At 67.1% G+C, this 23,787-nt stretch carries 19 protein-coding genes and 2 pseudogenes; 14 read left to right on the plus strand and 7 right to left on the minus strand.

Going from position 1 to position 23,787, the window contains the following annotated elements:
• Both ABOZ73_RS00080 and ABOZ73_RS00085 read left to right on the plus strand, forming a co-directional pair.
• Positions 1-993 carry a P1 family peptidase gene (locus ABOZ73_RS00080; protein WP_369059722.1) on the plus strand — a complete coding sequence of 331 codons (993 nt, stop codon included), beginning with the start codon at positions 1-3 and terminating at the stop codon, positions 991-993.
• Positions 994-1,054: 61 nt separating this feature from the next.
• On the plus strand, positions 1,055-1,921 hold the full coding sequence (locus tag ABOZ73_RS00085; protein WP_369059723.1) for an SMP-30/gluconolactonase/LRE family protein: 867 nt from the start codon (positions 1,055-1,057) through the stop codon (positions 1,919-1,921).
• On the opposite strand, the gene ABOZ73_RS00090 is transcribed toward ABOZ73_RS00085, so the two are convergent.
• A complete protein-coding gene (locus ABOZ73_RS00090) occupies positions 1,911-3,485 on the minus strand; it encodes an aldehyde dehydrogenase (NADP(+)) (protein WP_369059725.1) in 1,575 nt (524 codons plus the stop codon). The two genes, ABOZ73_RS00085 and ABOZ73_RS00090, sit on opposite strands and share 11 nt — an antisense overlap.
• A 221-nt stretch (positions 3,486-3,706) precedes the next feature.
• On the opposite strand from ABOZ73_RS00090, the gene kdgD reads away from it, so the two are divergent.
• The 3 genes from kdgD (at position 3,707) to ABOZ73_RS00105 (ending at position 7,269) form a co-directional block, all read left to right on the plus strand.
• A complete protein-coding gene (gene kdgD, locus ABOZ73_RS00095) occupies positions 3,707-4,651 on the plus strand; it encodes a 5-dehydro-4-deoxyglucarate dehydratase (RefSeq protein ID WP_369059727.1) in 945 nt (314 codons plus the stop codon).
• 84 nt (positions 4,652-4,735) lie between these two features.
• Positions 4,736-5,650 (plus strand): LysR substrate-binding domain-containing protein, encoded by a 915-nt coding sequence (locus ABOZ73_RS00100; RefSeq protein WP_369059729.1) that lies wholly within the window; start codon positions 4,736-4,738, stop codon positions 5,648-5,650.
• Positions 5,651-5,700: 50 nt separating this feature from the next.
• Entirely contained in the window at positions 5,701-7,269 is a 1,569-nt protein-coding gene (locus ABOZ73_RS00105) for a carboxylesterase/lipase family protein (RefSeq protein WP_369062580.1), read from the plus strand.
• On the opposite strand, the gene ABOZ73_RS00110 is transcribed toward ABOZ73_RS00105, so the two are convergent.
• Positions 7,266-8,435, minus strand: coding sequence for an SGNH/GDSL hydrolase family protein (locus tag ABOZ73_RS00110; protein ID WP_369059731.1), 1,170 nt, complete (start codon positions 8,433-8,435; stop codon positions 7,266-7,268). The genes ABOZ73_RS00105 and ABOZ73_RS00110 overlap by 4 nt on opposite strands.
• Before the next feature lie 11 nt (positions 8,436-8,446).
• Positions 8,447-10,303, minus strand: a complete 1,857-nt coding sequence (locus ABOZ73_RS00115; protein ID WP_369059733.1) for a hypothetical protein — start codon at positions 10,301-10,303, stop codon at positions 8,447-8,449.
• A 326-nt stretch (positions 10,304-10,629) separates the two neighbouring features.
• On the opposite strand from ABOZ73_RS00115, the gene ABOZ73_RS00120 reads away from it, so the two are divergent.
• The gene (locus ABOZ73_RS00120) at positions 10,630-11,535 is read left to right on the plus strand and encodes a helix-turn-helix domain-containing protein (RefSeq protein ID WP_369059735.1); all 906 of its coding nucleotides are present in this window, start codon (positions 10,630-10,632) and stop codon (positions 11,533-11,535) included.
• A 139-nt stretch (positions 11,536-11,674) separates the two neighbouring features.
• Positions 11,675-12,652: a winged helix-turn-helix domain-containing protein gene (locus ABOZ73_RS00125; protein ID WP_369059737.1), complete on the plus strand. Its 978-nt coding sequence runs from the start codon at positions 11,675-11,677 to the stop codon at positions 12,650-12,652.
• Between the two features lie 323 nt (positions 12,653-12,975).
• On the opposite strand, the gene ABOZ73_RS00130 is transcribed toward ABOZ73_RS00125, so the two are convergent.
• From ABOZ73_RS00130 to ABOZ73_RS00140, 3 genes and pseudogenes are all read right to left on the minus strand, one after another.
• Entirely contained in the window at positions 12,976-14,232 is a 1,257-nt protein-coding gene (locus ABOZ73_RS00130; RefSeq protein ID WP_369062581.1) for a TonB-dependent receptor, read from the minus strand.
• 1,276 nt (positions 14,233-15,508) lie between these two features.
• Positions 15,509-15,919, minus strand: a pseudogene (locus tag ABOZ73_RS00135) (TonB-dependent receptor plug domain-containing protein); the annotation flags it as partial.
• A 283-nt stretch (positions 15,920-16,202) separates the two neighbouring features.
• Positions 16,203-16,673 (minus strand): Lrp/AsnC family transcriptional regulator, encoded by a 471-nt coding sequence (locus tag ABOZ73_RS00140; RefSeq protein ID WP_369059739.1) that lies wholly within the window; start codon positions 16,671-16,673, stop codon positions 16,203-16,205.
• A gap of 94 nt (positions 16,674-16,767) precedes the next feature.
• Here ABOZ73_RS00140 and phhA point away from each other — a divergent pair, with 94 nt between their 5' ends.
• The 7 genes and pseudogenes from phhA to ABOZ73_RS00175 all read left to right on the plus strand — a co-directional run bounded on the left by phhA (position 16,768) and on the right by ABOZ73_RS00175 (position 22,325).
• Positions 16,768-17,637 (plus strand): phenylalanine 4-monooxygenase, encoded by an 870-nt coding sequence (gene phhA / locus ABOZ73_RS00145; RefSeq protein ID WP_369059741.1) that lies wholly within the window; start codon positions 16,768-16,770, stop codon positions 17,635-17,637.
• Positions 17,634-18,842, plus strand: a complete 1,209-nt coding sequence (locus tag ABOZ73_RS00150; protein WP_369059743.1) for an aromatic amino acid transaminase — start codon at positions 17,634-17,636, stop codon at positions 18,840-18,842. The genes phhA and ABOZ73_RS00150 overlap by 4 nt, the downstream gene beginning before the upstream one ends.
• Positions 18,839-19,912, plus strand: a complete 1,074-nt coding sequence (gene hppD / locus ABOZ73_RS00155) for a 4-hydroxyphenylpyruvate dioxygenase (RefSeq protein ID WP_369059745.1) — start codon at positions 18,839-18,841, stop codon at positions 19,910-19,912. The genes ABOZ73_RS00150 and hppD overlap by 4 nt, the downstream gene beginning before the upstream one ends.
• Before the next feature lie 39 nt (positions 19,913-19,951).
• Positions 19,952-21,265 (plus strand): homogentisate 1,2-dioxygenase, encoded by a 1,314-nt coding sequence (hmgA, locus tag ABOZ73_RS00160; RefSeq protein WP_369059746.1) that lies wholly within the window; start codon positions 19,952-19,954, stop codon positions 21,263-21,265.
• Positions 21,262-21,642, plus strand: coding sequence for a Rieske (2Fe-2S) protein (locus tag ABOZ73_RS00165; protein ID WP_369059748.1), 381 nt, complete (start codon positions 21,262-21,264; stop codon positions 21,640-21,642). Before hmgA ends, ABOZ73_RS00165 begins: the two co-directional genes overlap by 4 nt.
• A 16-nt stretch (positions 21,643-21,658) precedes the next feature.
• A pseudogene (locus tag ABOZ73_RS00170) lies at positions 21,659-21,889 on the plus strand (SDR family NAD(P)-dependent oxidoreductase); the annotation flags it as partial.
• 52 nt (positions 21,890-21,941) lie between these two features.
• Positions 21,942-22,325 carry an SDR family oxidoreductase gene (locus ABOZ73_RS00175; RefSeq protein WP_369059750.1) on the plus strand — a complete coding sequence of 128 codons (384 nt, stop codon included), beginning with the start codon at positions 21,942-21,944 and terminating at the stop codon, positions 22,323-22,325.
• On the opposite strand, the gene ABOZ73_RS00180 is transcribed toward ABOZ73_RS00175, so the two are convergent.
• Positions 22,322-23,662, minus strand: coding sequence for a sorbosone dehydrogenase family protein (locus ABOZ73_RS00180; RefSeq protein ID WP_369059752.1), 1,341 nt, complete (start codon positions 23,660-23,662; stop codon positions 22,322-22,324). The two genes, ABOZ73_RS00175 and ABOZ73_RS00180, sit on opposite strands and share 4 nt — an antisense overlap.
• Positions 23,663-23,787: the final 125 nt, after the last annotated feature.

The raw sequence follows: 23,787 nt of genomic DNA on the forward strand, positions 1-23,787 counted from the left end.
ATGCGCCCGGGCCCCCTCAATCTCATCACCGACGTTGAAGGCTTCACCGTCGGCAACGCCGTGGATGAGGCGGCGGCGACGGGCGTCACGACCTTGGTCTGCGGCGGGCTATGGAAGGCCGCCGTCGATGTGCGGGGCGGCGGGCCGGGCGTGCGGGAGACCGACACCCTGTCGCCGGAAAACCTGGTCGGCGCGGCGCACGCCATCGTCCTGACCGGGGGCTCCGTGTTCGGCCTTGCCGCCGCGGACGGCGTGGTCGCCGGGCTGTCCGCCCGCGACACTGGCCTGCGCCTGCAGTCGAACACGCCGGCGATACCCATCGTGCCGGCCGCCGTTCTGCATGACCTCGCCAATGAGGGCGACAAGGCCTGGGGCCTGGAGCCGCCCTATCGGCGGCTGGGACTGGAGACCCTGGACGTCGCCGACGCCCGTTTCGCTCTCGGCTCGGTCGGCGCCGGACGTGGCGCGCGGGCTGGCTTGGTGAAAGGCGGCCTCGGCTCGGCCTCGGTCGATCTTGGCGACGGATTGAGGGTAGGGGCGCTGGTGGCCGTGAATCCAGCCGGCTCCGTCCATATGCCCGATGGAGAGACCTACTGGGCGTGGCCCTTTGAATTGGACGGCGAGTTTGGCGGCCGTCCCCCCAATGGGCCGATGCCCGTGCCAGCGCCGATACCTGACGACAGCAAGCTGGCGCGGATGGGACGGCTGCAGGCCGGAACCAACACCACTATCGCCGTGGTCGCCGTCAATGCGGACTTCAATGGGGTGGAATGCAAGCGCTTGGCGATCATGGCGCAGGACGGCCTGGCGCGGGCGATCCGTCCCGTTCACACGCCCTTTGACGGCGACACCGTTTTCAGCGTCGCCAGCGGGGCGGTCAGCCTGGGTGAGGGGAGCGGCCGTCACCTCGCCGTGGCGCGTCTGGGCTCGGCCGCCGCCGACTGCCTGGCGCGGGCGATCGCGCGGGGCGTGCATGAGGCGGGCAAAGGCTAGACGACCGTCGCCGAGATATCTTACCACTGCCGACAGGGAGCGGCCGTGGCCGAGATTGATAATGACGGATGTTCAGTGCGTGTGGCCGGCCGAGGCGGAACTCGGCGAAGGCCCGGTGTGGATGGCTGACCAGGGCGCGCTCTGGTTCGTCGACATCAAGAAGAAGAACATCTATCGCTTCGAGCCCTCGACCGGTCGCCGCGACAGCTGGGCGGCGCCGGAGCAGCCGGGGTTCATCGCGCCGCGCAAGGCGGGCGGCTGGATCGCCGGGCTGAAGACCGGTCTGCACCATTTCGATCCCGACAGCGGCGCCTTCAATCTGGTGGCGCGCATCGACCCGCCGGAACTGAACAACCGCCTCAACGACGGTTTCGTCGATGCGCATGGCCGCCTGTGGTTCGGCTCCATGCACGATGGGGAGACGGATCTGACCGGAGCGCTCTACCGCTTCGACGGCGCCGATCTCGTCCGCTGCGACGACGGCTACTGCATCACCAACGGCCCGACGGTCAGCCCGGACGGCAAGACGCTGTATCACACCGACACCCTCAAGAAGACGATCTACGCCTTTGATCTGGATGATGAAGGCGGGCTGTCGAACAAGCGCGTGTTCGTCCGGATCGAGGACGGCGCGGGTTACCCCGACGGGCCGCTCGTGGATTCCGAAGGCTGCCTGTGGACCGGCCTGTTCGCCGGTTGGGGCGTGCGCCGCTATTCCCCCAAGGGCGAACTGATCGATTTCGTGAAACTGCCCGTGGCGAACGTCACCAAGATCGCGTTCGGCGGGGCGGACCTGAAGACGGTCTATGCGACGACCGCCTTCAAGGGTCTTTCGGCGGAGGAGCGGAAGGCCCAACCCCTGGCTGGAGGCTTGTTCAGCTTCCAGGCGCAGGCGCCGGGCCTGCCCCAATCCCGCTTTAACGGGTGAGCGAGCCTTCCAGGCGGCGCCACAGGCCGTAGGGGTTCTCGTCCTTCAGGGCGGCGGGCAGCAGGTCCGCCGGGATGTCCTGATAGCTGACCGGGCGCAGGAAGCGCGCGATCGCCAGGCTGCCCACCGAGGTGGTGCGCGGGTCCGAGGTGGCCGGGAACGGGCCGCCGTGAACCATGGCGTGCGAAACCTCGACGCCGGTGCCGAAGCCGTTGACCAGGATGCGGCCGACCTTGCGCTCCAGGACGGGCAGCAGGGCGCGGGCGGCGTCGTGGTCGGCGGCGTCGATGTGGATGGCGGCGGTCAGCTGGCCTTCCAGGGCGGCGAGAACCTTGCGCAGTTCAGCCTCGTCCTTGCAGCGCACGATCAGCGAGGAGGAGCCGAACACTTCTTCCTGCAGGTCGCGGTTGGCCAGGAAGGCCGCGCCGGTGGTCGAGAACAGGCCGGCCTGGCCCTGATGCGTCTCGCCAGCCAGGCCGCGGGCGACGGTGGTCACCTCGGCATGCTTGGAGAGGGCTTCGACACCGGCGCAATAGGACTTGTGGATGCCGGGGGTCAGCATGGTCTGGGCGGCCGCGCCGGTCAGCGCCTCGGCGGCGCCGGCCACGAAGGCGTCCAGGCCCGGGCCTTCCACGGCCAGGATCAGGCCGGGGTTGGTGCAGAACTGGCCTGCGCCCAGGGTCAGCGAACCGACGAAGGCCTTGCCGATCGCCTCGCCGCGAGCGGCCAGGGCGTTCGGGAACAGGATCACCGGGTTGATGCTGCTCATCTCGGCATAGACCGGGATGGGCTCGGCGCGGGCGGCCGCGATCTTCATCAGGGCGGTGCCGCCGCCGCGCGAGCCGGTGAAGCCCACGGCCTTGATGCGGGCGTCGGCGACCAGGCCTTGGCCCACGTCACGGCCGCTGTCGAACAGCAGGGAGAAGACGCCTTCCGGCAGGCCGCAGTCGGCTACGGCCTTCTGGACGGCGGTGCCGACCAGTTCGGAGGTGCCGGGGTGCGCCGAGTGCGCCTTGACGATGACCGGGCAGCCGGCCGCCAGGGCCGAGGCGGTGTCGCCGCCGGCCACGGAGAAGGCGAGGGGGAAGTTGCTGGCGCCGAACACGGCCACCGGGCCGACGGCGATGTTGCGCAGGCGCAGGTCGGGGCGCGGAGCCGGCGCACGGTCCGGCAGGGCCTTGTCGATGCGCACGTCGAGGAAGCCGCCGTCGCGGACCACGCCGGCGAACAGGCGCAGCTGGCCGACGGTGCGGCCGCGCTCGCCTTCCAGGCGGCCGCGGGGCAGGCCGGTTTCGGCCATGGCGCGGACGATCAGGTCGTCGCCCAAGTCGAGGATGTTCTGGGCGATGGTCTCCAGGAACTTGGCGCGGTCTTCCAGGCTGGTCTCGCGATAGGCGTCGAAGGCGGCTTCAGCCAAGGCGGCGGCCTTTTCCAGGTCAGCCGTGGTCGCGCCGCCGAAGGCCGGCTCCATGGCCGCGCCGGTAGCCGCCTCGATGCCGCGAATTTCGCCGTTGGCGCCGCGCACGGCGGTCGCGCCGATCAAGAGGTTTCCGGCGATGGTCATGTAAGGGGCTCCTGGGAGTATGGGGGAGGCTAAGGTCAGACCTCCTATATAGGAGTTGGTTGCGACGGATTGAACCAAAAGCCGCATCGGTCGATAGCGCCTTTGGCTTAGACCCGCATCGAAGCCCCCGATAGCGTCCACTCTGGATCGAACGCACGTCGATCACAGTGATTTTTGATGACGCGCCTGCCAGGAAGGGCCGCGTTCGAACGAGGGCCATAATGAGCAGAATGACGCCGTCGGAGATGGCCGCCCAGCTGGGCCAAGGTCTCCTGTCCTTCCCTGTCACCCACTTCGACGCCGAGCAGCGCTTCGTCGAGGACAAGTACCGCGAGCACTGCGGCTGGATGCTCCAGCGCAAGCTGTCGGGCCTGTTCGCCGCCGGCGGCACGGGTGAGTTCTTCTCCCTGACCCCGGCCGAGGTGGAGACCGTCGTCACCGCCGCCGTGGCCGAAGCCGCGGGCAAGATCCCGGTCATCGCCGGTTGCGGCTATGGCACGGCGATCGCCGTCGATCTGGCCAAGTCCGCCGAGCGGGCCGGCGCCGACGGCGTGCTGCTGCTGCCGCAGTACCTGACCAACGCCACGCAGGACGGCCTGGCCGCCCACATCGAGGCGGTGTGCCGCGCCACCAACCTGGGCGTCATCGTCTACAACCGCGACAACGCGATCATCAACGAGGACACCCTCGAGAAGATCTGCGACCGTAATCCGAACCTCGTCGGGTTCAAGGACGGCGTGGGCGATCTGGAGCTGATGATGCGGGTCTATGCCCGCATGGGCGACCGCTTGACCTATATCGGCGGCCTGCCGACGGCCGAGACCTTCGCCCTGCCTTATCTGGAGATGGGCGTGACGACCTATTCGTCGGCCATCTTCAACTTCATGCCCGACTGGGCGCTGGACTTCTATGACGCCGTTCGCGCCCGCGACCGGGTCAAGGTGATGGCCGGCCTGCGCGACTTCGTGCTGCCCTACATCACCCTGCGTAACAAGGGTCGCGGCTACGCCGTGTCCATCGTCAAGGCCGGCATGACGGCCATCGGCCGCTCGGCCGGTCCGGTGCGTACCCCGCTGACGGACCTGAACGACGCGGAAATGGCGGAGCTGAAGCGCCTCATCGCCGGCGTCCAGCCGGGCGCCCAGCGTCTGGCCGCGAACGGCTGAGACCTTATGACCGGCGCGGAGCGCTGCCTTTCCGGCGACGGATGGCGTAGCGTTTCCGCCCCGAGTTCATGGAGGCGGCCCATCATGTTCGAACTGAGCCAGCTCCGCTGCTTTGTCGCGGCGGCGGAAGAACTGCACTTTGGCCGGGCGGCGCAACGCCTGAACATGACCCAGCCGCCGTTGAGCCGACAGGTTCAGTTGCTGGAGCGGATTCTCGGCGTCACGCTTCTGGACCGCACCAGCCGCTCGGTTCGTCTTACCCCGGCGGGGCGTGCGTTCCTGCTGGAGGCGCGCCGCATCCTGCGCTTGGCCGAAAGCGCGGCCTTGGCCACGCGCCGGATCGCTTCGGGAGACGCCGGCCGCATCGCCGTGGGCTTCACGGCGGCCTCCGGCTACAGCTTCCTGCCGCGCCTTATTCAGGTGGCCAAGGCGCGTCTGCCTCATGTGGATCTTACCCTGCGGGAGATGGTCAGCGGTGAGCAGATCGAGGCCCTGCTGACGGGGCGTATCGATGTGGGCCTGGTGCGCCCGCCGATGAACCGGCTGGAATTCGACAAGCTGCAGGTGGTGACCGAGCCGCTCGTTGCCGCCCTGCCATCCGGCGATCCGCGCCTGGACAAGGCGACCCTGACCCCCGCCGACTTCGACGCCAAGCCCTTCATCATGTACGCGCCGGAGGGCGCGCAGTACTTCCACAACATGCTGGTGTCGATGTTCGATGGGGCAGGGGTGTCGCCTACCTACGTCCAGCACATGAGCCAGATCCACTCGATGCTGGCGCTGGTCCACGCCGGCCTGGGCGCCGCCATGGTGCCCGAGGCTGCCATGCGCCTGCACTTCGACGACGTGCATTTCCGTCCCGTCGCCACCCGGCCTGAACGGCCGGTCGAGCTGTTCATGGCCTGGCGGCGCGACAACGACAATCCGACCCTCGCGCCCCTGTTGGAGCTCTGCGCCGCGGAGTTCTCGGGCGGCGCGCCGCCCGCACCCAGAACCTAGAACGATACGAGCCCGCTCAGCGGGCCGCCGGAGGAGACGCCATGACGAAGATGAGCCCCAGCCGCCGCAGCCTGATCGCCGCCGCGGCCCTGGCGATCCCCGGCGGCGCCTTCGCCGCCTCAGCCAAGTCACCCGTCGCCGCGACCCGTCACGGCAAGGTGCGCGGCTATACCGAAAACGGCGTCCATGTGTTCAAGGGCGTCCGCTATGGCGCCGACACCGCACCGCGCCGCTTCATGCCGCCCGTGGCTCCGCAGGCGTGGTCGGGCGTGAAGGAGGCGACCGCCTACGCCGCGGCCTCACCGCAGAAGAGCATCAAGGAGCCGACGAGCGAGGATTGCCTGTTCCTCAATGTCTGGACCCAAGGCCTGGCCGACGGGGCCAGGCGGCCGGTGATGTTCTACGTCCATGGCGGCGCGCACGCGTCCGGCTCGGGCTCCAGCCCGCTCTATGATGGCGTGAACCTGGCGCGGCGGGGCGACGTGGTGGTGGTGACGGTCAATCACCGCCTGAATGTCTTCGGCTATAACGGCTTTGGCCGCCTCGCGCCTGACGGCCCGTGGGCCGACAGCGGCAATGTCGGCAACATGGACCTGATCTTGGCCCTGCAGTGGGTGCGCGACAACATCGCCCAGTTCGGCGGCGATCCCGACAACGTCATGGTCTTCGGCCAGTCGGGCGGCGGCGCCAAGCTCGTCACCCTGATGGCCATGCCGTCGGCGCGCGGCCTCTATCACCGTGTCGCGACCATGAGCGGCCAGCACGTCCACGCCATGGGCTCTATCCACGCCGCGCAGCGGGCGCGGGCCTACATGGCGCATTTGGGGCTGAAGCCGGACCAACTGGACGCCCTGCGCACGATGCCGGTGGAGAAGCTGACGCAGGCCCTGCGGATGACCGATCCGCTGGAGGGAGACGGCGACATCATCTTCTGGTCGGTCGTCGATCACCGCAGCCTGACGCGTCATCCGTTCTTCCCGGACGCGCCGCGCGAGAGCGCCGACATCCCGATGATCATCGGCAACACGCATGATGAGACCAAGGCCTTCCTCGGCGGCTATCCGAAGAATTTCCAGCTGACCTGGGACGAGCTGGCGGCCCGGCTGGAGCCGGAACTGGTGCTGGACGTGGATACGAACCACGTCATCGCGCAGTATCGCAAACTGTATCCAAATTATTCGCCCAGCGACGTGTTCTTCGCCGCCTCGACCGCCGGCCGCTCCTGGCCCGGACACCTGGTGCAGGCCGAGCAGCGCGCCCGCATCGGCGCGCCGGCCTGGATGTACCAGCTGGACTTCGGCTCGCCCCTTGATGGCGGCAAGATGGGCGCCTACCACAGCTTCGACATCGGCCTGGTGTTCGACAACTGTCACGTGGCCGAATCCAAGACCGGGAACACGGCGGAGGCCCGCGCCGTGGCGGCGAAGATGAGCGATGCGTTCATCGCCTTCGCCCGCACCGGAAACCCGAACAACCCGTCGATCCCGAACTGGACCCCCTACGAGCTGGAGCGGCGATCCACCCTGGTCGTCGATGTCGATACGCGCATGCAGGACGACCCCCGCCGCGAGGAGCGCCTGCTGTTCTCGGTGGCCCCGTACTTCAAGCCGGGCAGCTAGTCGAAGAGCCTGGGATCCACGGCGCCAGCCATGGCGGCATAGCCGGCGTCGCTCGGGTGCAGCCAGTCGCCGCTGTGGAACTCCGCGCGCAGTCGGCGCGGGTTGGCGGGATCGCGGGTCGCCGCATCAAAGTCGGCATAGCCGTCGAAGGCCTTCGAGGTGCGGATCCAGGTGTTGACCGCCTGGCGCGTCGCCTCGCCGCCCTCGGTGAAATAGTTGGCCCCCTCATAGGGCGGGATGGTCGCGCCGATGGCCTTCAGGCCCCGAGCATGGGCGCGGGCGATGATCTGGCGATAGCCGTTGATCAGGTCCTCGGCGGGGACCGGCTGGTGCGCGAACTCGGGCCGTGTCGCGCGGCCGATGTCGTTGATCCCCTCCAGCACCATCACGTGGGTGACGCCCGAAACAGCCAGCACGTCGCGGTCGAACCGCGACAGGCCGCTGGGGCCTGAGACGTTGTTCAACAGGCGGTTGCCGCCGATGCCGGCATTGACCACCGCGACGCCCTTGAGGCGATCCGCCAACTGATCCGGCCAGGCGCGCCATTCGCCGGCGGTCGACCCCGTGCCTTCGGTGATCGAGTCGCCGATCGCCACGATGACCGCCCCCTTGCGGGCGCGCTCCACCTCGACGCCGGTCACGAGGGCGCCGAGCCGCATGACAGGCGCCTCGATCGTCGCGGCGGTCTGGTCGCCCGACGCCAGCCGTTGACGCAGGCGATGGCCGGGCAGGGTGGTCTCCTGCGGCAGGAAAAGGCTCACTGTCAGCTCGTCAAACGCGCCCACCGGCAGGTCGATCGGATCGCTCAGCATGGGCGCGCTGGCAGGGATGCTCACCGCGCCCTTGCCGCCAAAAGTCACGACGCGCGCCTGGGGGCCATTGGCGAGCTTCACGGCGCCCAGCACCAGGGGCGTGGCGCCGTACTCGTTGCTGACGCGCAGGCGCACACGCAGCCCGCTCGCCGTGACGCGCACCACCTGGCGCAGGGTGGCGTTGGTGACGGCCGCTGGGCCGACCGGGCCGCGCGGGTCATCGGCCCGGGGCGTTCCGGTCGGCGTCTCTGATACGCCCGCCGGCGCCCAGCCCCATGCGCCGCTCCAGACCTGGGCCGCCGCGCCCCCGGCGACAGCGAGGCTCAGGGTGAGGGCGGCTAGAGCAAGGCGCACGGGTTTCTCCTTCAGCGCTCCCAGGGGAAGGCGAGGGTGGGCTGATTCACGTAGCGGTTCATGGCCAGAACCAGCCGCGCGCCCGAGCCGGGCGCCAGCGTCAGAGTGAAGGCCGAGGCGTTGACCGGGCTGGCCTTGCCGTCCAGCGTAACGCTGCGGATCTGGTGCTCGCCATAGCCGCCGCCCTGGATGGTGACCGTGCGGGGCTCGACGGAGCTCAGATTGACCAAGGTCACCGCCGTGCTGTCCGCGGTCATGCCGTCCACCAGCGCGGCGACGTCCTCGGGCACGCCGGCGCGGCCGGCGATGGGATCGAAGTAGCGCAGGCGGCTATACATCGGCGATCCGCCGACGTTGGGAGAGCTCTGGGCCCAGGGCGGTCGGCCGATGTGGATGGCGCCTTGCATCAGGTGCAAGAGAGCCGCGACGCTGGCTGGGTTTTTGTTCAGCGCATCATCGGCCAGGCGCGTGTCGGGCGAGCTCTTGTCGTCGCGCTGCAGCAGGGCGCGATCTTGGACGCGCTTTAGGTCCTTGCGCAGGGCGTCTGCCGGATAGCCCGGGTTCTTTCCCTCCAGATAGGACAGCCAGGGATGGTCGCCCGTCCGCGCGCGGTCCGAGGCGCGCTGCGACATGTACCAGATCTCGAAATTGTTCTGCCGGTACTCGCCAGGCGCATAGCTGTACCAGCCGTTCGGGCCGTACATGCGCGGGGCGCTGCGCTTGCCGTCGATGACCTTGGAATTGGCGTTGATGGTGTCGTTCTGCCGCCGCCAGACATCCAGGTACTTGTCGTCGCCGGTCAGCAGGTAGGCGTTCATGAAGGCCAGGACCGAGCGCGGCACGCGGTTGCGGTCCTCGCGCTTGTCGGTGCCCGGCACCTTGGGGCTGAAGCCCCAGCCATAGACGCCGCCCCACCAGGCGCCGTCGGCCGCGCCGCCGATCTTGCCGTCCAGCCCGATGTTGCTGGGCAGGACGTTGTTGTTGGCGCGGGCCCGTTTGACCCAGGCGTCCACGTAGTCGAGCAGCCACTGACGGTACTTGGGCTCGTGATCGAGCATATAGGCGTTCAGCGCCAGGGTGGTGCTGAGCAGGTTCAGGGGATTGTCGCCGACGACATCGCCGTATTCGGCGTAATGTTCCAGCGTCTCCTCATAGCTCTTCTCGCCGTGCCCCAGGTCGAAGCGGTTCTCGACTTCAAAGGGATCGCCCGCCCATTCCTGGGGCGTGGCTTTGCGCAACAGCGGGCCGCGGCTGCCGTTGAAGGCGCTGCGGATGATCTTGACCTTGGGGTCGTAGTTCGGAGCGCCGGGGTCCTCGCCCATGTAGAGGCCGGCGTAGCGGCGGGCCCGATCACGAAAGCGCGGACTGTTGGGATCGGACAGGCCCTGGACGTTGAACATCGTCAGGCCTTCGCCGTGATGCTGCCAGTCCAGCATCGTGGGGAATTCCTTGTAGTACATCCCGTCGCGCCCGAAGGAGACCTCGGTCGTCTTGGCCTGGGTGTACTGTCGAAGGTGACCTTCCCAGCCCTTGGTGTAGAGGGCTTTGACGCGATCGGACGCGCCCAGGGAATGCAGGATCGGCCAGTCGTTGAAGTGTTCGGCCGCATCGTCCGGGCCGTCGTTGGCGCCCCACCGCTCGTAGGCGAGCAGGTAGCCGCGGTCGTCGAAGTAGCGGTTGTAAAAGGCCTCGCAAGCGGCGGCGTTGGCGCGAAGCAGCTCCCGCTCCAGAAGCGCCCATTCGGGCGGCGCCATCGGCGTGGTGATTTCCAGCAGGGGTTTGGCCTGGGCCTGGCCAGCGGCGGCCAGAAGTGGGGCGGCGGCTGCGCCCAACAGGAACGCGCGCCGACCAATCATGCTGGATGCCATCAATCCGCCTCCCCTTGAAAACGACCTTTCTGGCGAAGGCCTGAGGGGACGATAAGGACGGTGGCCGCAAGCGTCTAAGTCAAATCGCCTATGGACCAATACGTCGCGGGTATGGATGGCGCTGTTCGATGCGCGTCATGACTTGAATATCGCAATGGGCCCCGCCCCAGACGGTGGTGTTGCGCTCTGGGTGGGCAAAACGTGCTCCGTCACCCTTTCGGCAGAGCAATGTCAGTGAATCGTCAGCTTTCCGTCAGGACGCTGGGGCCCGATTTCCCTGAGCATCACCGTGTTCTCTGGGGCGGCGGACGAAAGGTCCTGATCAGATGTTCGATGGTGAAATGGAAAGCGCGGCGCAGCGCAGTGGCAAGCAGATCGACGAGTTGCTCGCCTGCATCGCCCCTGATCATGAGAGTCGGGATCTGACGCCTAAGTCGGTCCAGAAGTTCCACATCATGGCGGTGCGAGCCGGGGTGGGGCGACATGACGGACTGCTGTGGCCGGCCTTCTCGCTGGTCCGCCAGGCCACGCCTCTGAAGGTGGCCTCCAGCCGCTTCGACGGCGCCGCATTCGAAGGCGTTCTGGAGGCTGGCTCCGTCTCGATCATCGCGCCGGGCGCCTGCATCGAGTCCGACTGGCTGTCGCGGCCCCAGGCGCACTATATCCACTTCGCGGACGATGACGTGGAAGAGGCGTTGGCCCGAAGCGGTCGTGGCCGCACGCCCCAACTGCACTCTGAGCTGTCGGTGGAGGACGGCGTCCTGCGCGGCCTGTTCAGCAATCTGGTGCTCGAGGCCGAGCAAGGGTGGCGCAACGGAGAGATGTTCGGTGAATGGCTGGCCATGGCCACCCTGGAGCGCGCGGTGCAGGTGAATGTCCGGGAGGCCCAACCGAGCTCCGACGGGACCGGCAAGCTGACCGCCCGCCAGCTGGCCCGTGTGCTCGGCATGATCGAGGCCCGTATCGACCAGGACGTCAGCCTGACCGAACTGGCCGATGCGGCCGGCCTCAGCCGCTATCACTTCGCCCGCTGCTTCCGGGGCTCCCTGGGCGTGTCGCCGGTGCAGCACGTGATCAACCGGCGCCTGGAACGGGCCAGCAAGCTGCTGACCGCCAGCCGTCTGCCGGTGATCGAGGTCGCCTTGGCGTGTGGGTACGACAACACCTCCAACTTCGCCCGCGCATTCAAACAGCGTTACGGCGTCACCCCGACCCAATTTGCTCGCCAGTAACCAGCGGTTGTCCAATTGGGGCGAGAAAAAGTCCTGTACGAAACTTAATTCTTTAAGCGCTTACGGGTGCGGTCCAGCGTTGGTATCGTCGAGTTACGATTGAATTGGATGCTTCGAGCTATCCGTGAGTGACCGGACGATGACTGAACAGACTGCGTCATATTCGCGACAACGCGAAGTCGACCTGCTTGGCGAGCCTCCATTCGTCATCGGGCGTCTGTCTGTTCGCCCGCGGACACTGGAGATCGAAGGTCCTGACGGCGCGCTGACTGTCGAGCCGCGCGTGATGGAAGTGCTGGTCGCGCTCTATCGGGCTCAAGGCGAGACCGTGAGCCGCGACGAGCTGAACGCGGTGTGCTGGATGGGCAGGGTGGTGTCGCTGGACGCCCAGACCCAGGCCGTGGCGCGTCTGCGCCGCGTGCTGGCGCAGGACGCGTCGGTGGAGATCGAGACGGTCAGCAAGATCGGATACCGGCTGCGGGTCGCCGCGCGGGCGCCAGCTCCGCTGCTGACGCCGCTCACCAGCCCCGAGCCCAAGGCTCAGCGCCGTCGCTTGCCGATGATCGCCGCCGCGGCCCTTGGCGCGACGGCTGCGGCCGCGACCTTCGCGGTGGTCTTGATGGTTTCCAAGTCGGCGGACGTCGCCTCGGCCGCTCCGGGCGTCGGCATAGAGAACGCCGAGGTCGCGCTGTCGCCGGACGGCATGATGCGCGCCTTCGCCAGCGCGCCGCGCGCCAGCCGCCAGCGCGACATCTATGTTCACGTCATGGCCCAGGGCGCGCCCATGCGTCTGACACGCACCGACGCCGACGAGTACGGCCCTGTCTGGTCGCCGAGCGGCGATCGGCTGGCCTTCGTGCGCCGTACGACCGATGACAAGTGCCTGATCCTCACCGCCGTGGTGCAGGATCGCTCGGAGAGGGTCGTGGGCCGCTGTTCGGCCGCCGCCTCGACCCGGCTGACCTGGGCTGACGGCGACACATTGATTTCGTCGGATCGAGCGGAGGCGGATGGCGCTCGCCGTATCCTGGTCCTCGACGTGCGCGACCGTGAGGGCGCCGACGCCTTTCAACTGGCGGCGCTGAATCGCCATCCTCAGAAGCAGCCGCTTCTCTAATTTTCTGTAATATGAACGGCTTGCCGCAATATTTGCGCGCAAGTCGCATGACCTGACAGGCGGGCGAGGCGCTGCCGTCGGATAACGGACGTCCGGAAACCTCCATCCCATTTTCCGGCGTCCGCCCGATCTTGCGCCACAACGCGGCTCGGGCGGGCGGTTGATGGCTCAGCTGTCCAGGATGGCTTCCCAATCCATAGAAGCGACGCGCTGGCCTCTTAGGTCGGCGGGCGTATGCCTGTCTCGGATCCGCCGACCAACGCGCATAGAAAAAGGGCGGCGAGCCGAAGCTCGCCGCCCTCCATTCAGGCTACGTCGCGCTCTTAGTACTTGAGCGTGGCGTTGATGAAGAACATCCGGCCCAGAACGTCATAGACGGCCGGGAAGCCGCTGTTCGACGGCGAGGCGTTGCCGGCCAGGATCGGATAGGATTCCTGGGTCAGGTTGCGCACGCCACCGGTCAGGTTGACGTTGTCGGTGACCTTCCAGTCGGCCGACAGATCGATGTAGTTCTTCACGCCGATCTTCTCGACCACGTAGGTCGTGGCGTCGTTGCCGTCGCGCACGTCGTCCAGGAAGCTCCAGACGAGGTTCAGGCCAACATTCTCATACGACCAGTTGATGGCCGTGCGCAGCTTGTGACGCGGCAGCGGCACGCCTTGCGGGTTGATGTTGGTGTTGGCGCAGGTCGAACCGAACTGGTCGATGCAGTTCTTGACCGAAGCCAGGGCGTCCGGCTGGAACGAATTCTTCCAGCTGTTGGTGTAGAGCGACTTGATCGAGATTCCGCCCACGTCCGGCAGACCCACGTCGGTCAGGTCGAAGCGGTAGCTGACGCCGACGTCGATGCCTTCGTTCTTCAGGAAGCCGCCGTTGACGTTGGCCGCCTGCACGAAGTCGATCGAGCCGTTCGGCAGACGACGGATCGCCTGGCAGTACGGCGAAGCCGCGTTGCCGTTCACCGTCGAGCCGTAGCAGATGTTCATGATGCTCTGGGTCGAGCCGCCGAAGCTGGTGATCACCTTCTCGATCGAGATGTCGTAGTAGTCGACGGTGATGGCCAGGCGCGGGATGAACGACGGCTGGTAGACGAAGCCGGCGGTGAAGGTCTCGGCCACTTCCGGCTCGAGGTTCGGGTTGCCGCCGTTCAGGGTCTGGGTCTGAGCATTGGCCGCGATCGTGCCGACGAGATTCGCCGCCAGACCGGAGTTGATGCAGGCCTGACGCACCTGGGCGTTCGGAGCGCCACGAGCCGAGCAAGGATCGGTCGAGGTCGGGAAGCCGTTGCCCAGCGGCTGGAACAGTTCACCCACCGACGGCGTGCGGATAGCGCGGTTGAAAGAGGCGCGCAGACGCAGGTCGTCGTTGATCGCCCAGTCGCCGGCGATCTTGAAGGTCTTGGTCAGCTTGTCCTGGGTCGAGTAGTCGGCGATGCGGCCGGCCAGCTCCAGGTTCACCGACTGGGCGAACGGCAGGTCCTTGACGATCGGGATCAGGGTTTCGCCGTACAGCTCGTACGTGTCGAAGTCGCCCGAGACCGGCGGGGAGGCGTTGAAGCCGGTGACATTGCCGACGGCCAGATCCTGCGACGGACGGAAGTCGAAGGAACTCGTAGCGGTACTCGGCGCCCAGGGCGAAGCCGATGCCGCCGGCCGGCAGGGTGAAGAAGTTGTCGGTGTTGCCGCTGACGAAGGCCGCGCTCACCAGTTGCTCATAGTCCTGCGAGGACTCGATGCGGGTGCTGATGAAGTTGGCGGCGGCTGCGCTCAGATTGCCGCGGCCGAACAGATTGACCGGGACGCAGCCGTTGGACGGGTCCAGGCAGCCGGTGCCCGCGGCGTTCAGCAGCAGGCCTTGTTGAATGCGGGCCAGGCTGGTGTCGCCCAGCAGGGAGCTGGAGCCGTGGGTGTTGCCGTACTGGATGTAGGCTTCCCAGTTGCCGTTGATGCCGTCGAGATCGCCGCGCAGACCCAGTTGGGTCTGGAAGCCGTAGAAGTTGTACTTCTGGACGCGCGGGCCGACTTCGCTCAGGCGGCGGTTGAACACGCCGCTGACCGTGTCGAACAGACCGTCGCCGTCCGTGTCGACGTCGGTGTAGGTGCCGGCGGCCCACGAAGCGCTCGTTGGGATGGTGTACGAGGTGCGCGAACCCAGGGTGTTCAGAGCCTGCTTGGCGGCGGGCGTCAGGAACGGGTTGTTGTCCAGGGTGAAGCGGAAGGTCCGGTTGCCGATCGGCGTTTCGGCCAGCTGAGTCGTCACGTTGGAGTAGACGAAGTTACCCTTGGCGAAGGCCTCGATCTTGTCGGTGACCTTGTAGCTGCCGAGCGCGGTGACCGAGTAGCGGGTCTGCGGGGTCTGCAGATAGTTGATGGGCGCGAAGTTGTAGTTGTCGGGATCGCCGGCATAGGCGCGGACGTCGCCGTTCGGCAGGAACAGGGCCGAGGTGGCGCTGGTCGCGGGCGAACCCGGAACCGTCGGGAAGGTGCCGGTGGCGAAGCTGTTGACGCGGCCGTCCTGCTGGCTGTTGGAGCCCGACGGTATCAGGCCGACGCCAGCAGCGCGCTGAGCAGCCGAAGGCTCGCCCCAGGAGGTGGCCAGCAGGCCGCCGCGCTTGCCTTGGGTCAGCGGTTCGCGGTCGTTGTAGCCCAGCGACAGGACCACGTTGCCGCGGCCGTCGGCGAAGTTGGCGCCCATGGTGGCGTCAACCGAATAGATCGGGGCGTCCAGGTCGTCGGTGTTCTGGTAGCCGGCGGTGAACTGGAAGCCTTCGAAGTCCTTCTTCAGGACGAAGTTGACGACGCCGGCGATGGCGTCCGAACCGTAGACGGCCGAGGCGCCGCCGGTGACGACTTCAACGTTCTGGATCAGGGCGGGCGGGATCAGGTTGATGTCCACGACACCCGACTGGGTGGTCGGGGTCTGACGCTTGCCGTCGACCAGCACCAGGGTGCGGACCGGGCCCAGACCGCGCAGGTTAACGGTGGCCGCGCCGCCCGAACCGTTGTTCACGGTCGAGGTCACGCCCGGAACCGCTTGCGGCAGGGTGTTGAGCAGGTTTTCGGTGTTCACCACGCCCTGCTGCTGCAGTTCCTTCTCGCCGACCGTCGCGATCGGGCTGGAGGAGACGAGGTCCGGGCGCGCGATGCGCGAGCCGGTGACGACGATCTCTTCGACCGCCACATCGTCTTGGGCGTAGGCTGCCGTCGCCGACAGGGCGGCGAAGGCCGCGCCGCAGATCATGGAAGACGCGAGCAGGCGCTCACGCATGGACTTGGTATTCAATATTCTATCCTCCGACGGCCGCGTGCGGCCAGCCCCTAGAAGAGTGGTGACGGCGTTCCCCCAACTGCCTTTCGGATCGCGGCCCGCGTCCGACTTCTTGCGAATCAGATCGCGGCGTTCGGTCCAGACAGACGGCGCCGGGTTCAGGGGTGTGACGGAGACGTGAAGCTCGAGGCTCACTTCTTGCGCCCCGCATTCCGATCGTGCGGAGCGGGGCGGCTTTCACTCAAAGTGTTGCTTTCCTGCACAGGGCAGGGAGCACGCTAAGTCAGACCGGGACAGCCGTGGTGTACTTCACCTGGCTGAGGGCGAAGTGCGACGCCGCCGTGGCGACGGCCGGGTGCTTGAGCAAGTCGTTCATCAGGAACCGCTCATAGGCGGTCACGTCCGGCACCACGACCCGCATCAGATAGTCCCATTCGCCGGACATGGAGTGGCACTCCATGATCTCCCCGCGTGTCTGAATGAAGGCTTCGAACTTCTGCCGATCGTCGCCGGTGTGCGACTTCATGCGTAGCTGGCACATGACATTGACGCCGCGCCCGACCTTTTCCGCATCGACCAGCCGGACCGCGTGCCGCAACAGGCCGGTCGCCTCCAGCGCCTTGATCCTGCGCCAGCACGATGCGGGCGAGGCGCCGACCTGATCGGCGAGCGCGGCATGACTCAATCCCGCGTCCTGCTGCAGGGCGCGGAGGATCCGGCGGTCGATATCGTCGAGGTGACTTGATTGTTTCATGTTGAGTGACGTTTGCGTGATCGTGTTTCACAAGATGACTCAAATGGCGCAAGTCTGAAAGCGTTTGATCAGGCTGATCGAATAGCATGTGGGGATGAGCCAGTCCGCCAAGCCGCATGTACCGCCGCCGGGCGCGGCCACCGACTGGACCGTGCCCCAGAACTGGTCGGCCTATACGGCTGACGAGCATGGCATGTGGGACCTGCTGTTCGATCGCCAGGCGCGGATGCTCAAGGGGCGGGTGACGCCCGCCTTCCTGCAGGGGATGGATGTCCTGCGGCTCTCCAAGCCCGGCATCCCTGATTTCGAAGAGCTGTCCGAGCGCCTGCAGAAGCTGACCGGCTGGTCTGTGGTCGCCGTGCCGGGGCTCGTGCCTGACGATGTGTTCTTCGAGCACATGGCCAATCGCCGCTTCGTCGCGGGCAACTTCATCCGCAAGCCTGAACAGATCGACTATCTGGAAGAGCCGGATGTCTTTCACGACGTCTTCGGCCACGTGCCGTTGCTCGCCAACCCCGTCTTCGCAGACTACATGCAGGCTTACGGGGAGGGCGGTCTGCGCTCCTTGAAGTTCGGCTCGCTGGAAAAGCTGGCGCGGCTCTACTGGTACACGGTGGAGTTTGGCCTGATCCGCGAGGCTGGCGACCTGCATCTCTATGGGGCGGGCATCGTCTCCAGCTATGGCGAGTCCGTCTTCGCCCTGGATGATCCGTCGCCCAACCGCATCGGTTTCGATCTGAAGCGGGTGATGCGCACCCAGTACCGCATCGACGACTACCAGCAGACCTACTTCGTCATCGACAGCTTCGAGGACCTGCTGCGTCAGACCCTCGATACCGATTTCGCGCCGCTCTACGCCGAGCTCGAAACCCTGCCTGATCTCGATACCGAAACCATCCTGCCTGACGACCGCGTCATCAATCGCGGCACCCAGGCCTACGCCAGACAAAGGGCGCGCTCATGATTGATCTCAACGCCGGGCACGCCGCCCTGTTCGACGGCCTGCGGCCCCAGGCGCCGGACGCCCTGCTGTCGCTGATCTCGCTGTTCCGCAACGATCCGCGCGAGCACAAGCTCGACCTCGGCGTGGGGGTCTACAAGACCGAAGAGGGCGTCACGCCCGTTCTGCGCGCGGTCAAGGCGGCCGAACGCATCCTGCTGGAGACGCAAGGCTCCAAGTCCTACCTCGGTCCCGAGGGCGACATGGGCTTCGTCGAGGCCCTGAAGCCGATCGTGTTCGGCGGCTCGGCCGGCGGCGAGGAACTGTTCGGCGTCCAGACCCCTGGCGGCACCGGCGCGCTGCGCCTGGCCTGTGAGCTGATCAATGCGGCGCGTCCTGGCGCTCGCGTCTGGCTGGGCACGCCGAGTTGGCCCAACCATGCGCCGATCATCGCTTCCGCCGGTCTGAAGACGGCGACCTATTCGTGGTTCGACCCGGTCACGCAGACGGTCCGCTTCGACGAGATGATGGCCGCGCTCAACAAGGCGCAGGCCGGCGATGTCGCCCTGCTGCACGGCTGCTGTCACAACCCGACCGGCGCGGACCTGACGCTGGACCAATGGAAGACGGTCGCTCATGTCGTGGCCGCGCGCGGGCTGCTGCCGCTGATCGACCTGGCCTATCAGGGTCTGGGCGAGGGGCTGGAGGCGGACGCCGCCGGCGCGCGCCTGGTGATCGAGGCGGTGGATGACGCCCTGGTCGCCTATTCCTGCGACAAGAACTTCGGCCTCTACCGCGATCGGACCGGGGCGCTGTTCACGGTCAACCGAAACGCCGATCGGGCCGATCTGGTCCGCTCCAACATCCTGGCCCTGGCGCGCGCCAACTGGTCGATGCCGCCGGACCACGGCGGAGCTGTCGCCCGCATCGTGCTGGAAGACGCCGCTCTTGCCGCCGACTGGCGTGTGGAGCTGGAGGAGATGCGGGTCCGCATCGCCTCCGTGCGCGTTGCTCTGGCAGATGCTGATCCGCGCCTGGACGGCCTGCGCCGCCAGCACGGCATGTTCTCGCTGTTGCCGGTGAGCCCGGCGCAGGTCTCGCACCTGCGCAGCGCTCACGCCGTCTACATGGCCGGTTCCGGCCGCATCAACCTGGCCGGCCTGACCGCCGCCACTGTTCCGGTTTTCGCGCAGGCCTTCGCCGCCTGCCTTGAGGGAGAATTCGCATGAGCACCGTCACTGAAGGCAATCCGCTCGGTTTGGACGGCTTTGAATTCGTCGAGTTCACCAGCCCGAACGCCGCGGCCATGACCGCCCTGATCGAGCAACTCGGCTTCGTCGCCTATTCCAAGCACCCGACCAAGGACCTGGTCCGTTACAAGCAGGGCCGCATCAACCTGCTGGTCAACCAGGAGACCACGGGCCAAGTCGCCGACTTCCGCGCTGACCACGGCCCGTCGGCCAGCGGCATGGCGTTCCGCGTGGCTGACGCCAAGCAGGCGTTCGACACCGCTATCGCCCGTGGCGCCAAAGCGGCGGACGCGGCGCGCGGCGCGCTGGGCGAGGGCAGCTATGTCCTGGAAGGCATCGGCGGCTCGTACCTCTATCTGGTCGATCGCCATGGCGCGAAGGGCTCGATCTATGACGCTTGGGAGAAGATCCCCGGCGCCGATGAAGCCGAGGCCGCCAACAATGTCGGCCTGGATCTGCTGGACCACCTGACCCACAACGTGCGTCGCGGCCAGATGCGGACGTGGTCGAGCTTCTACAACCAGATCTTTGGTTTCGAAGAACAAAAGTACTTCGACATCAAGGGGCAGGCGACCGGCCTGTTCAGCCAGGCGATGATCGCGCCGGACAAGGCGATCCGCATCCCGTTGAACGAGAGCCAGGACGACAAGTCCCAGATCGAGGAGTTCATCCGCGAGTACAACGGCGAGGGCATCCAGCACCTGGCCCTGACGACGGCGAACATCTACGACACGGTCGAGCGCCTGCGCGCCCGCGGCGTGAAGCTGCAGGACACCATCGAGACCTACTACGAGCTGGTCGACAAGCGCGTGCCCGGCCATGGCGAAGACCTGGAGCGTCTGCGCAAGAACCGCATCCTGATCGACGGCGCTGTCGGCGATGAGGGCTTGCTGCTGCAGATCTTCACCGAGAACCTGTTTGGGCCGATCTTCTTCGAGATCATCCAACGCAAGGGCAACGAGGGCTTCGGCAACGGCAACTTCCAGGCTCTGTTCGAATCCATCGAGCTCGACCAGATCCGTCGTGGCGTGATCAAGGTCGACGCCTAAGCGTCACGCCCCTTAAGCGTCGCGCACCAGGGAGGCAGCATGAACGACAGGCGTAACCAAGCGCCGGACGAGTACGGGTCAGGGTTTGGCAACAGCTTCGCGTTCGAGGCCGTGGCCGGTGCGTTGCCCGTAGGCCGCAACTCGCCCCAGAAGGCGCCGTTCGGGCTCTATGCCGAGCAACTGTCGGGCAGCGCGTTCACCGCGCCCCGGCACGACAACCGGCGCTCGTGGCTCTATCGCCTGCGGCCGACGGCCAGCCATGCGCCGTTCCAGCCCTATGGCGGCGGCGAGCTGCTGCGTTCGGGGCCGTTCAACGAGGTCCCGCCCAGCCCCAACCGCATGCGCTGGGACCCGCTGGCGGCGCCTGCCGGGCCGACCGACTTCGTCGACGGCCTGACCACCTATGGCGGCAACGGCGACGTGGCGACCAACAGCGGGATCGCCATCCACCTCTACGCGGCCAACCGCTCCATGCAGGGGCGAGTGTTCTGTGACGCCGACGGCGAACTGCTGATCGTGCCCCAGGCCGGCGGCGTGATGGTGGCGAGCGAGCTGGGACGCCTGTCGGTCGCCCCGGGCGAGATCTGCCTGATCCCGCGCGGCGTCCGCTTCCGGGTCGAGCTTATGGACGCGCAGGCGCGCGGCTATGTCTGCGAGAACTACGGCGCACCGTTCCGCCTGCCCGACCTTGGACCCATCGGCGCCAACGGCCTGGCCAACAGTCGGGACTTCCTGACGCCGACGGCCTGGTACGAGGACATCGACGAGCCGTGCGAGGTCGTCCAGAAGTTCCAGGGCGGTCTGTGGAGCACGACCCTGGATCACTCGCCGCTGGACGTGGTCGCCTGGCACGGCAATCTGGCGCCCTGCAAATATGACCTGGCCCGGTTCAACACCATCGGCACGGTCTCCTACGATCATCCCGACCCGTCGATCTTCACGGTCCTGACCTCGCCGTCTGAGCAGCCTGGCACCGCCAACTGCGACTTCGTGATCTTCCCGCCGCGCTGGATGGTGGCCGAGGACACGTTCCGTCCGCCCTGGTTCCATCGCAACGTGATGAGCGAGTTCATGGGCCTGATCCACGGCGCCTATGACGCCAAGGTCGGCGGCTTCGCGCCCGGCGGCGCGTCGTTGCACAACTGCATGAGCGGCCATGGTCCGGACCAGGAGAGCTGGGAGAAGGCGACCAACGCCGAGCTGAAGCCGCACAAGATCGAAAACACCATGGCCTTCATGTTCGAGAGCCGTTGGGTGATCCGTCCCACACGCTTCGCGATGGAGACGCCGCTGATGCAGCTCGACTACGATGACTGCTGGACGGGCTTCGAGAAGGGCAGGCCGGTCGCTTGACCGACGAGACGTCGTTTCGTCGCCTGTTCGCCACGCCCGCAGGGGTGCGGCTGGGGCCCATCGAACTGGTCGCCGACGGCAAGGCGCGCAATCTGGTGCTGGAGATCGGCGATGGCCGGTTTCATGGCTTCATCGTGCGCCGTGGTGAGGCTGTGTTCGGCTATGTGGACCGCTGCCCCCATGCCGGGCTTCCGCTGGCCCAGAAGCTGGACGACTATCTGACGCCGGACGGCGGGCTGATCGCCTGCAGCTGGCATAGCGCCCTGTTCGAGATCGACAGCGGCGTCTGTGTCGGCGGGCCGTGCTTAGGACAGAAACTGACGCCCTGGCCGGTCGAGGTCATTGATGGCGTCATCAAGACGAAGCAAGGGGACTGACATGGCGCAACGGGTGATGGTGACGGGCGCACGGGGCGTGCTGGGCCGCGCCGTGGTCGAGGCGTTCCTCGCCGCCGGCGCCAAGGTGGCGGCTCCGGTGCGGGGTGAGGCTGCGAACGCATCATTCCCCGGCGAGGTTGTGGTGATCGGCGGAGCCGATCTGAGCGACCCGGCGTCGGCCGCCTCCGCCTTCGTGCGCGCCAAGGAATCCCTGGGCGGCGTGGATGTCGTCGTGAATGTCGCCGGTGGCTTTACCTTCGAGATGATTTCCGAAGGTTCCTCAGAAGTCTTGGCGCGAAATGTTCGCGATCAATGTCGAGACCTGCGCCAACCTTTCTCGCGTGGCGGCGACCGGACTTTCGGACGGCGGCGCGATCATCAATGTCGGCTCCGCCGCGGCGACGACCGCCGGCGCCGGCATGGCCCCTTATGCCGCGTCGAAGGCGGCGGTGGCCAAGCTGACGGAAAGCCTGGCGGCCGAGCTGAAGGGCCGTGTGCGGGTCAACGCCGTGCTGCCGTCGATCATGGACACGCCGCGCAACCGCACCGACATGCCCTCGGCCGATCCGGCGGCCTGGACCGCGCCCGCCGCCGTGGCGGACGCGATCGTGTTCCTGGCCTCGAACAAGGCGCGCGCCATCAACGGCGCCCTGGTGCCGGTGACCAACCCGGCAAGCGCCTAGGGCTCCGGCGTCTCGGCCGGCGCGCGCGGCGTGTTCGGCGTCACGCGCCAGATCACGTTGCCTACGTCGTCCGCCACCAGCAGCGCGCCGACGCCGTCCACCGCCACGCCCACCGGACGGCCCCAGGCATCGCCCTTGGGGCTGAGGAAACCGGTCAGGAAGTCCTGCGAAGGCCCAGAAGGCATGCCGTTGGCGAACGGCACGAAGGCCACCTTGTAGCCGCTGGGCGGCTTACGGTTCCATGAGCCGTGCTGGCCGATGAAGGCGCCGTTGAGGTACTGGGCGGGGAAGCTGGCGCCCTCATAGAAGGTCAGGCCCAGGGACGCGGTGTGCGCGCCCAGGGCGAAGTCCGGCTTGATCGCCTTGGCCACCAGATCGGGGCGGGGCGGTTTGACCCGAGCGTCCACGGTCTGGCCGTAATAGCTGTAGGGCCAGCCGTAGAAGCCGCCGTCCTTCACCGAAGTCATGTAGTCGGGGACCAGGTCGTTGCCGATCTCGTCTCGCTCGTTGACCGCGGTCCACAGCGCACCGCTCTGCGGTTGCCAGCCCATGCCGTTGGGATTGCGCAGGCCCGAAGCGAAGACGCGGCTGGCGCCCGTGGCCGGGTCGATCTCGAGGATGGCGGCGCGGCGCTCCTCGTTTTCCATGCCGTTCTCGGCCACGTTGCTGTTGGAGCCCGTGGTCGCATAGAGCCTGGAGCCGTCCTTGCTGGCGATCAGGCTCTTGGTCCAGTGATGGTTGATCGGGCCGGCGGGCAGGTCAGCGACCTTCTGGGGCGCGGCGGCGATCCTGGTCTGGCCTTCCTGATACGGGAAGCGGACCACGGCGTCGGTGTTGGCGACGTAGAAGCTGTCGCCGATCAGGGCCATGCCGAAGGGTGAGTTGAGATTCTCCAGGAAGGCGGTCTTGGTCTCGGCGACGCCGTCTCCGTCCTCGTCCCGCAGCAGGCTGATGCGGTTGGCGCTGGGCGCCTTGGCGCCGGCCTTGGCCATCACCTTGCTCTGGACCCAGGCGCGCAGGCCCTTGGCCTTCTTGGCCGGCCCGTTGGTCTCCGCGACAAGCACGTCGCCATTGGGCAGCACGTGGATCCAGCGGGGATGATCGAGGCCCGAAGCGAATGCGGTCACGGTGAAGCCGGCCGGCGCGATCGGCTTTTGGCCATCGGGCCAACCCTTGGCGGGGGCGATGTCGATCACGGGCAGGAGCGACTTGCGCGGCTCAGGCAGTTTGGGATCGGGACCATAACCATCCTGGGTGGGCAGGGCCGGGCCGCTGCAGGCGGCGAGCGCCAGCATCAACGGCGCCGCCGCGCCGGCGATCATCAGGTGTATTTTCATCGGCGTCTCCCATCCCGCGTTCCAGGTGTCGGGCTTCAACGCGGAACTCTGCCGTAAGTTCGGGGGTGGGGCGACCCGTGCTTTGCGAGAGCCGTATCCTATAAGTCGCCGCAGAATTCCTGCGG

Source organism: Caulobacter sp. 73W, from assembly GCF_041021955.1.
GTDB lineage: Bacteria > Pseudomonadota > Alphaproteobacteria > Caulobacterales > Caulobacteraceae > Caulobacter.

Excerpts from the sequence above, each read along its gene's own strand:
- ABOZ73_RS00140 (WP_369059739.1), bottom strand. The coding sequence starts at position 16,673 with ATGAAACAATCAAGTCACCTCGACGATATCGACCGCCGGATCCTCCGC.
- phhA (WP_369059741.1), top strand. The coding sequence starts at position 16,768 with ATGAGCCAGTCCGCCAAGCCGCATGTACCGCCGCCGGGCGCGGCCACC.
- ABOZ73_RS00080 (WP_369059722.1), top strand. The coding sequence starts at position 1 with ATGCGCCCGGGCCCCCTCAATCTCATCACCGACGTTGAAGGCTTCACC.
- hmgA (WP_369059746.1), top strand. The coding sequence starts at position 19,952 with ATGAACGACAGGCGTAACCAAGCGCCGGACGAGTACGGGTCAGGGTTT.
- ABOZ73_RS00085 (WP_369059723.1), top strand. The coding sequence starts at position 1,055 with ATGACGGATGTTCAGTGCGTGTGGCCGGCCGAGGCGGAACTCGGCGAA.
- ABOZ73_RS00115 (WP_369059733.1), bottom strand. The coding sequence starts at position 10,303 with ATGGCATCCAGCATGATTGGTCGGCGCGCGTTCCTGTTGGGCGCAGCC.
- ABOZ73_RS00105 (WP_369062580.1), top strand. The coding sequence starts at position 5,701 with ATGAGCCCCAGCCGCCGCAGCCTGATCGCCGCCGCGGCCCTGGCGATC.
- hppD (WP_369059745.1), top strand. The coding sequence starts at position 18,839 with ATGAGCACCGTCACTGAAGGCAATCCGCTCGGTTTGGACGGCTTTGAA.
- ABOZ73_RS00175 (WP_369059750.1), top strand. The coding sequence starts at position 21,942 with ATGTTCGCGATCAATGTCGAGACCTGCGCCAACCTTTCTCGCGTGGCG.
- ABOZ73_RS00180 (WP_369059752.1), bottom strand. The coding sequence starts at position 23,662 with ATGAAAATACACCTGATGATCGCCGGCGCGGCGGCGCCGTTGATGCTG.
- ABOZ73_RS00090 (WP_369059725.1), bottom strand. The coding sequence starts at position 3,485 with ATGACCATCGCCGGAAACCTCTTGATCGGCGCGACCGCCGTGCGCGGC.
- kdgD (WP_369059727.1), top strand. The coding sequence starts at position 3,707 with ATGAGCAGAATGACGCCGTCGGAGATGGCCGCCCAGCTGGGCCAAGGT.
- ABOZ73_RS00125 (WP_369059737.1), top strand. The coding sequence starts at position 11,675 with ATGACTGAACAGACTGCGTCATATTCGCGACAACGCGAAGTCGACCTG.
- ABOZ73_RS00150 (WP_369059743.1), top strand. The coding sequence starts at position 17,634 with ATGATTGATCTCAACGCCGGGCACGCCGCCCTGTTCGACGGCCTGCGG.
- ABOZ73_RS00100 (WP_369059729.1), top strand. The coding sequence starts at position 4,736 with ATGTTCGAACTGAGCCAGCTCCGCTGCTTTGTCGCGGCGGCGGAAGAA.
- ABOZ73_RS00120 (WP_369059735.1), top strand. The coding sequence starts at position 10,630 with ATGTTCGATGGTGAAATGGAAAGCGCGGCGCAGCGCAGTGGCAAGCAG.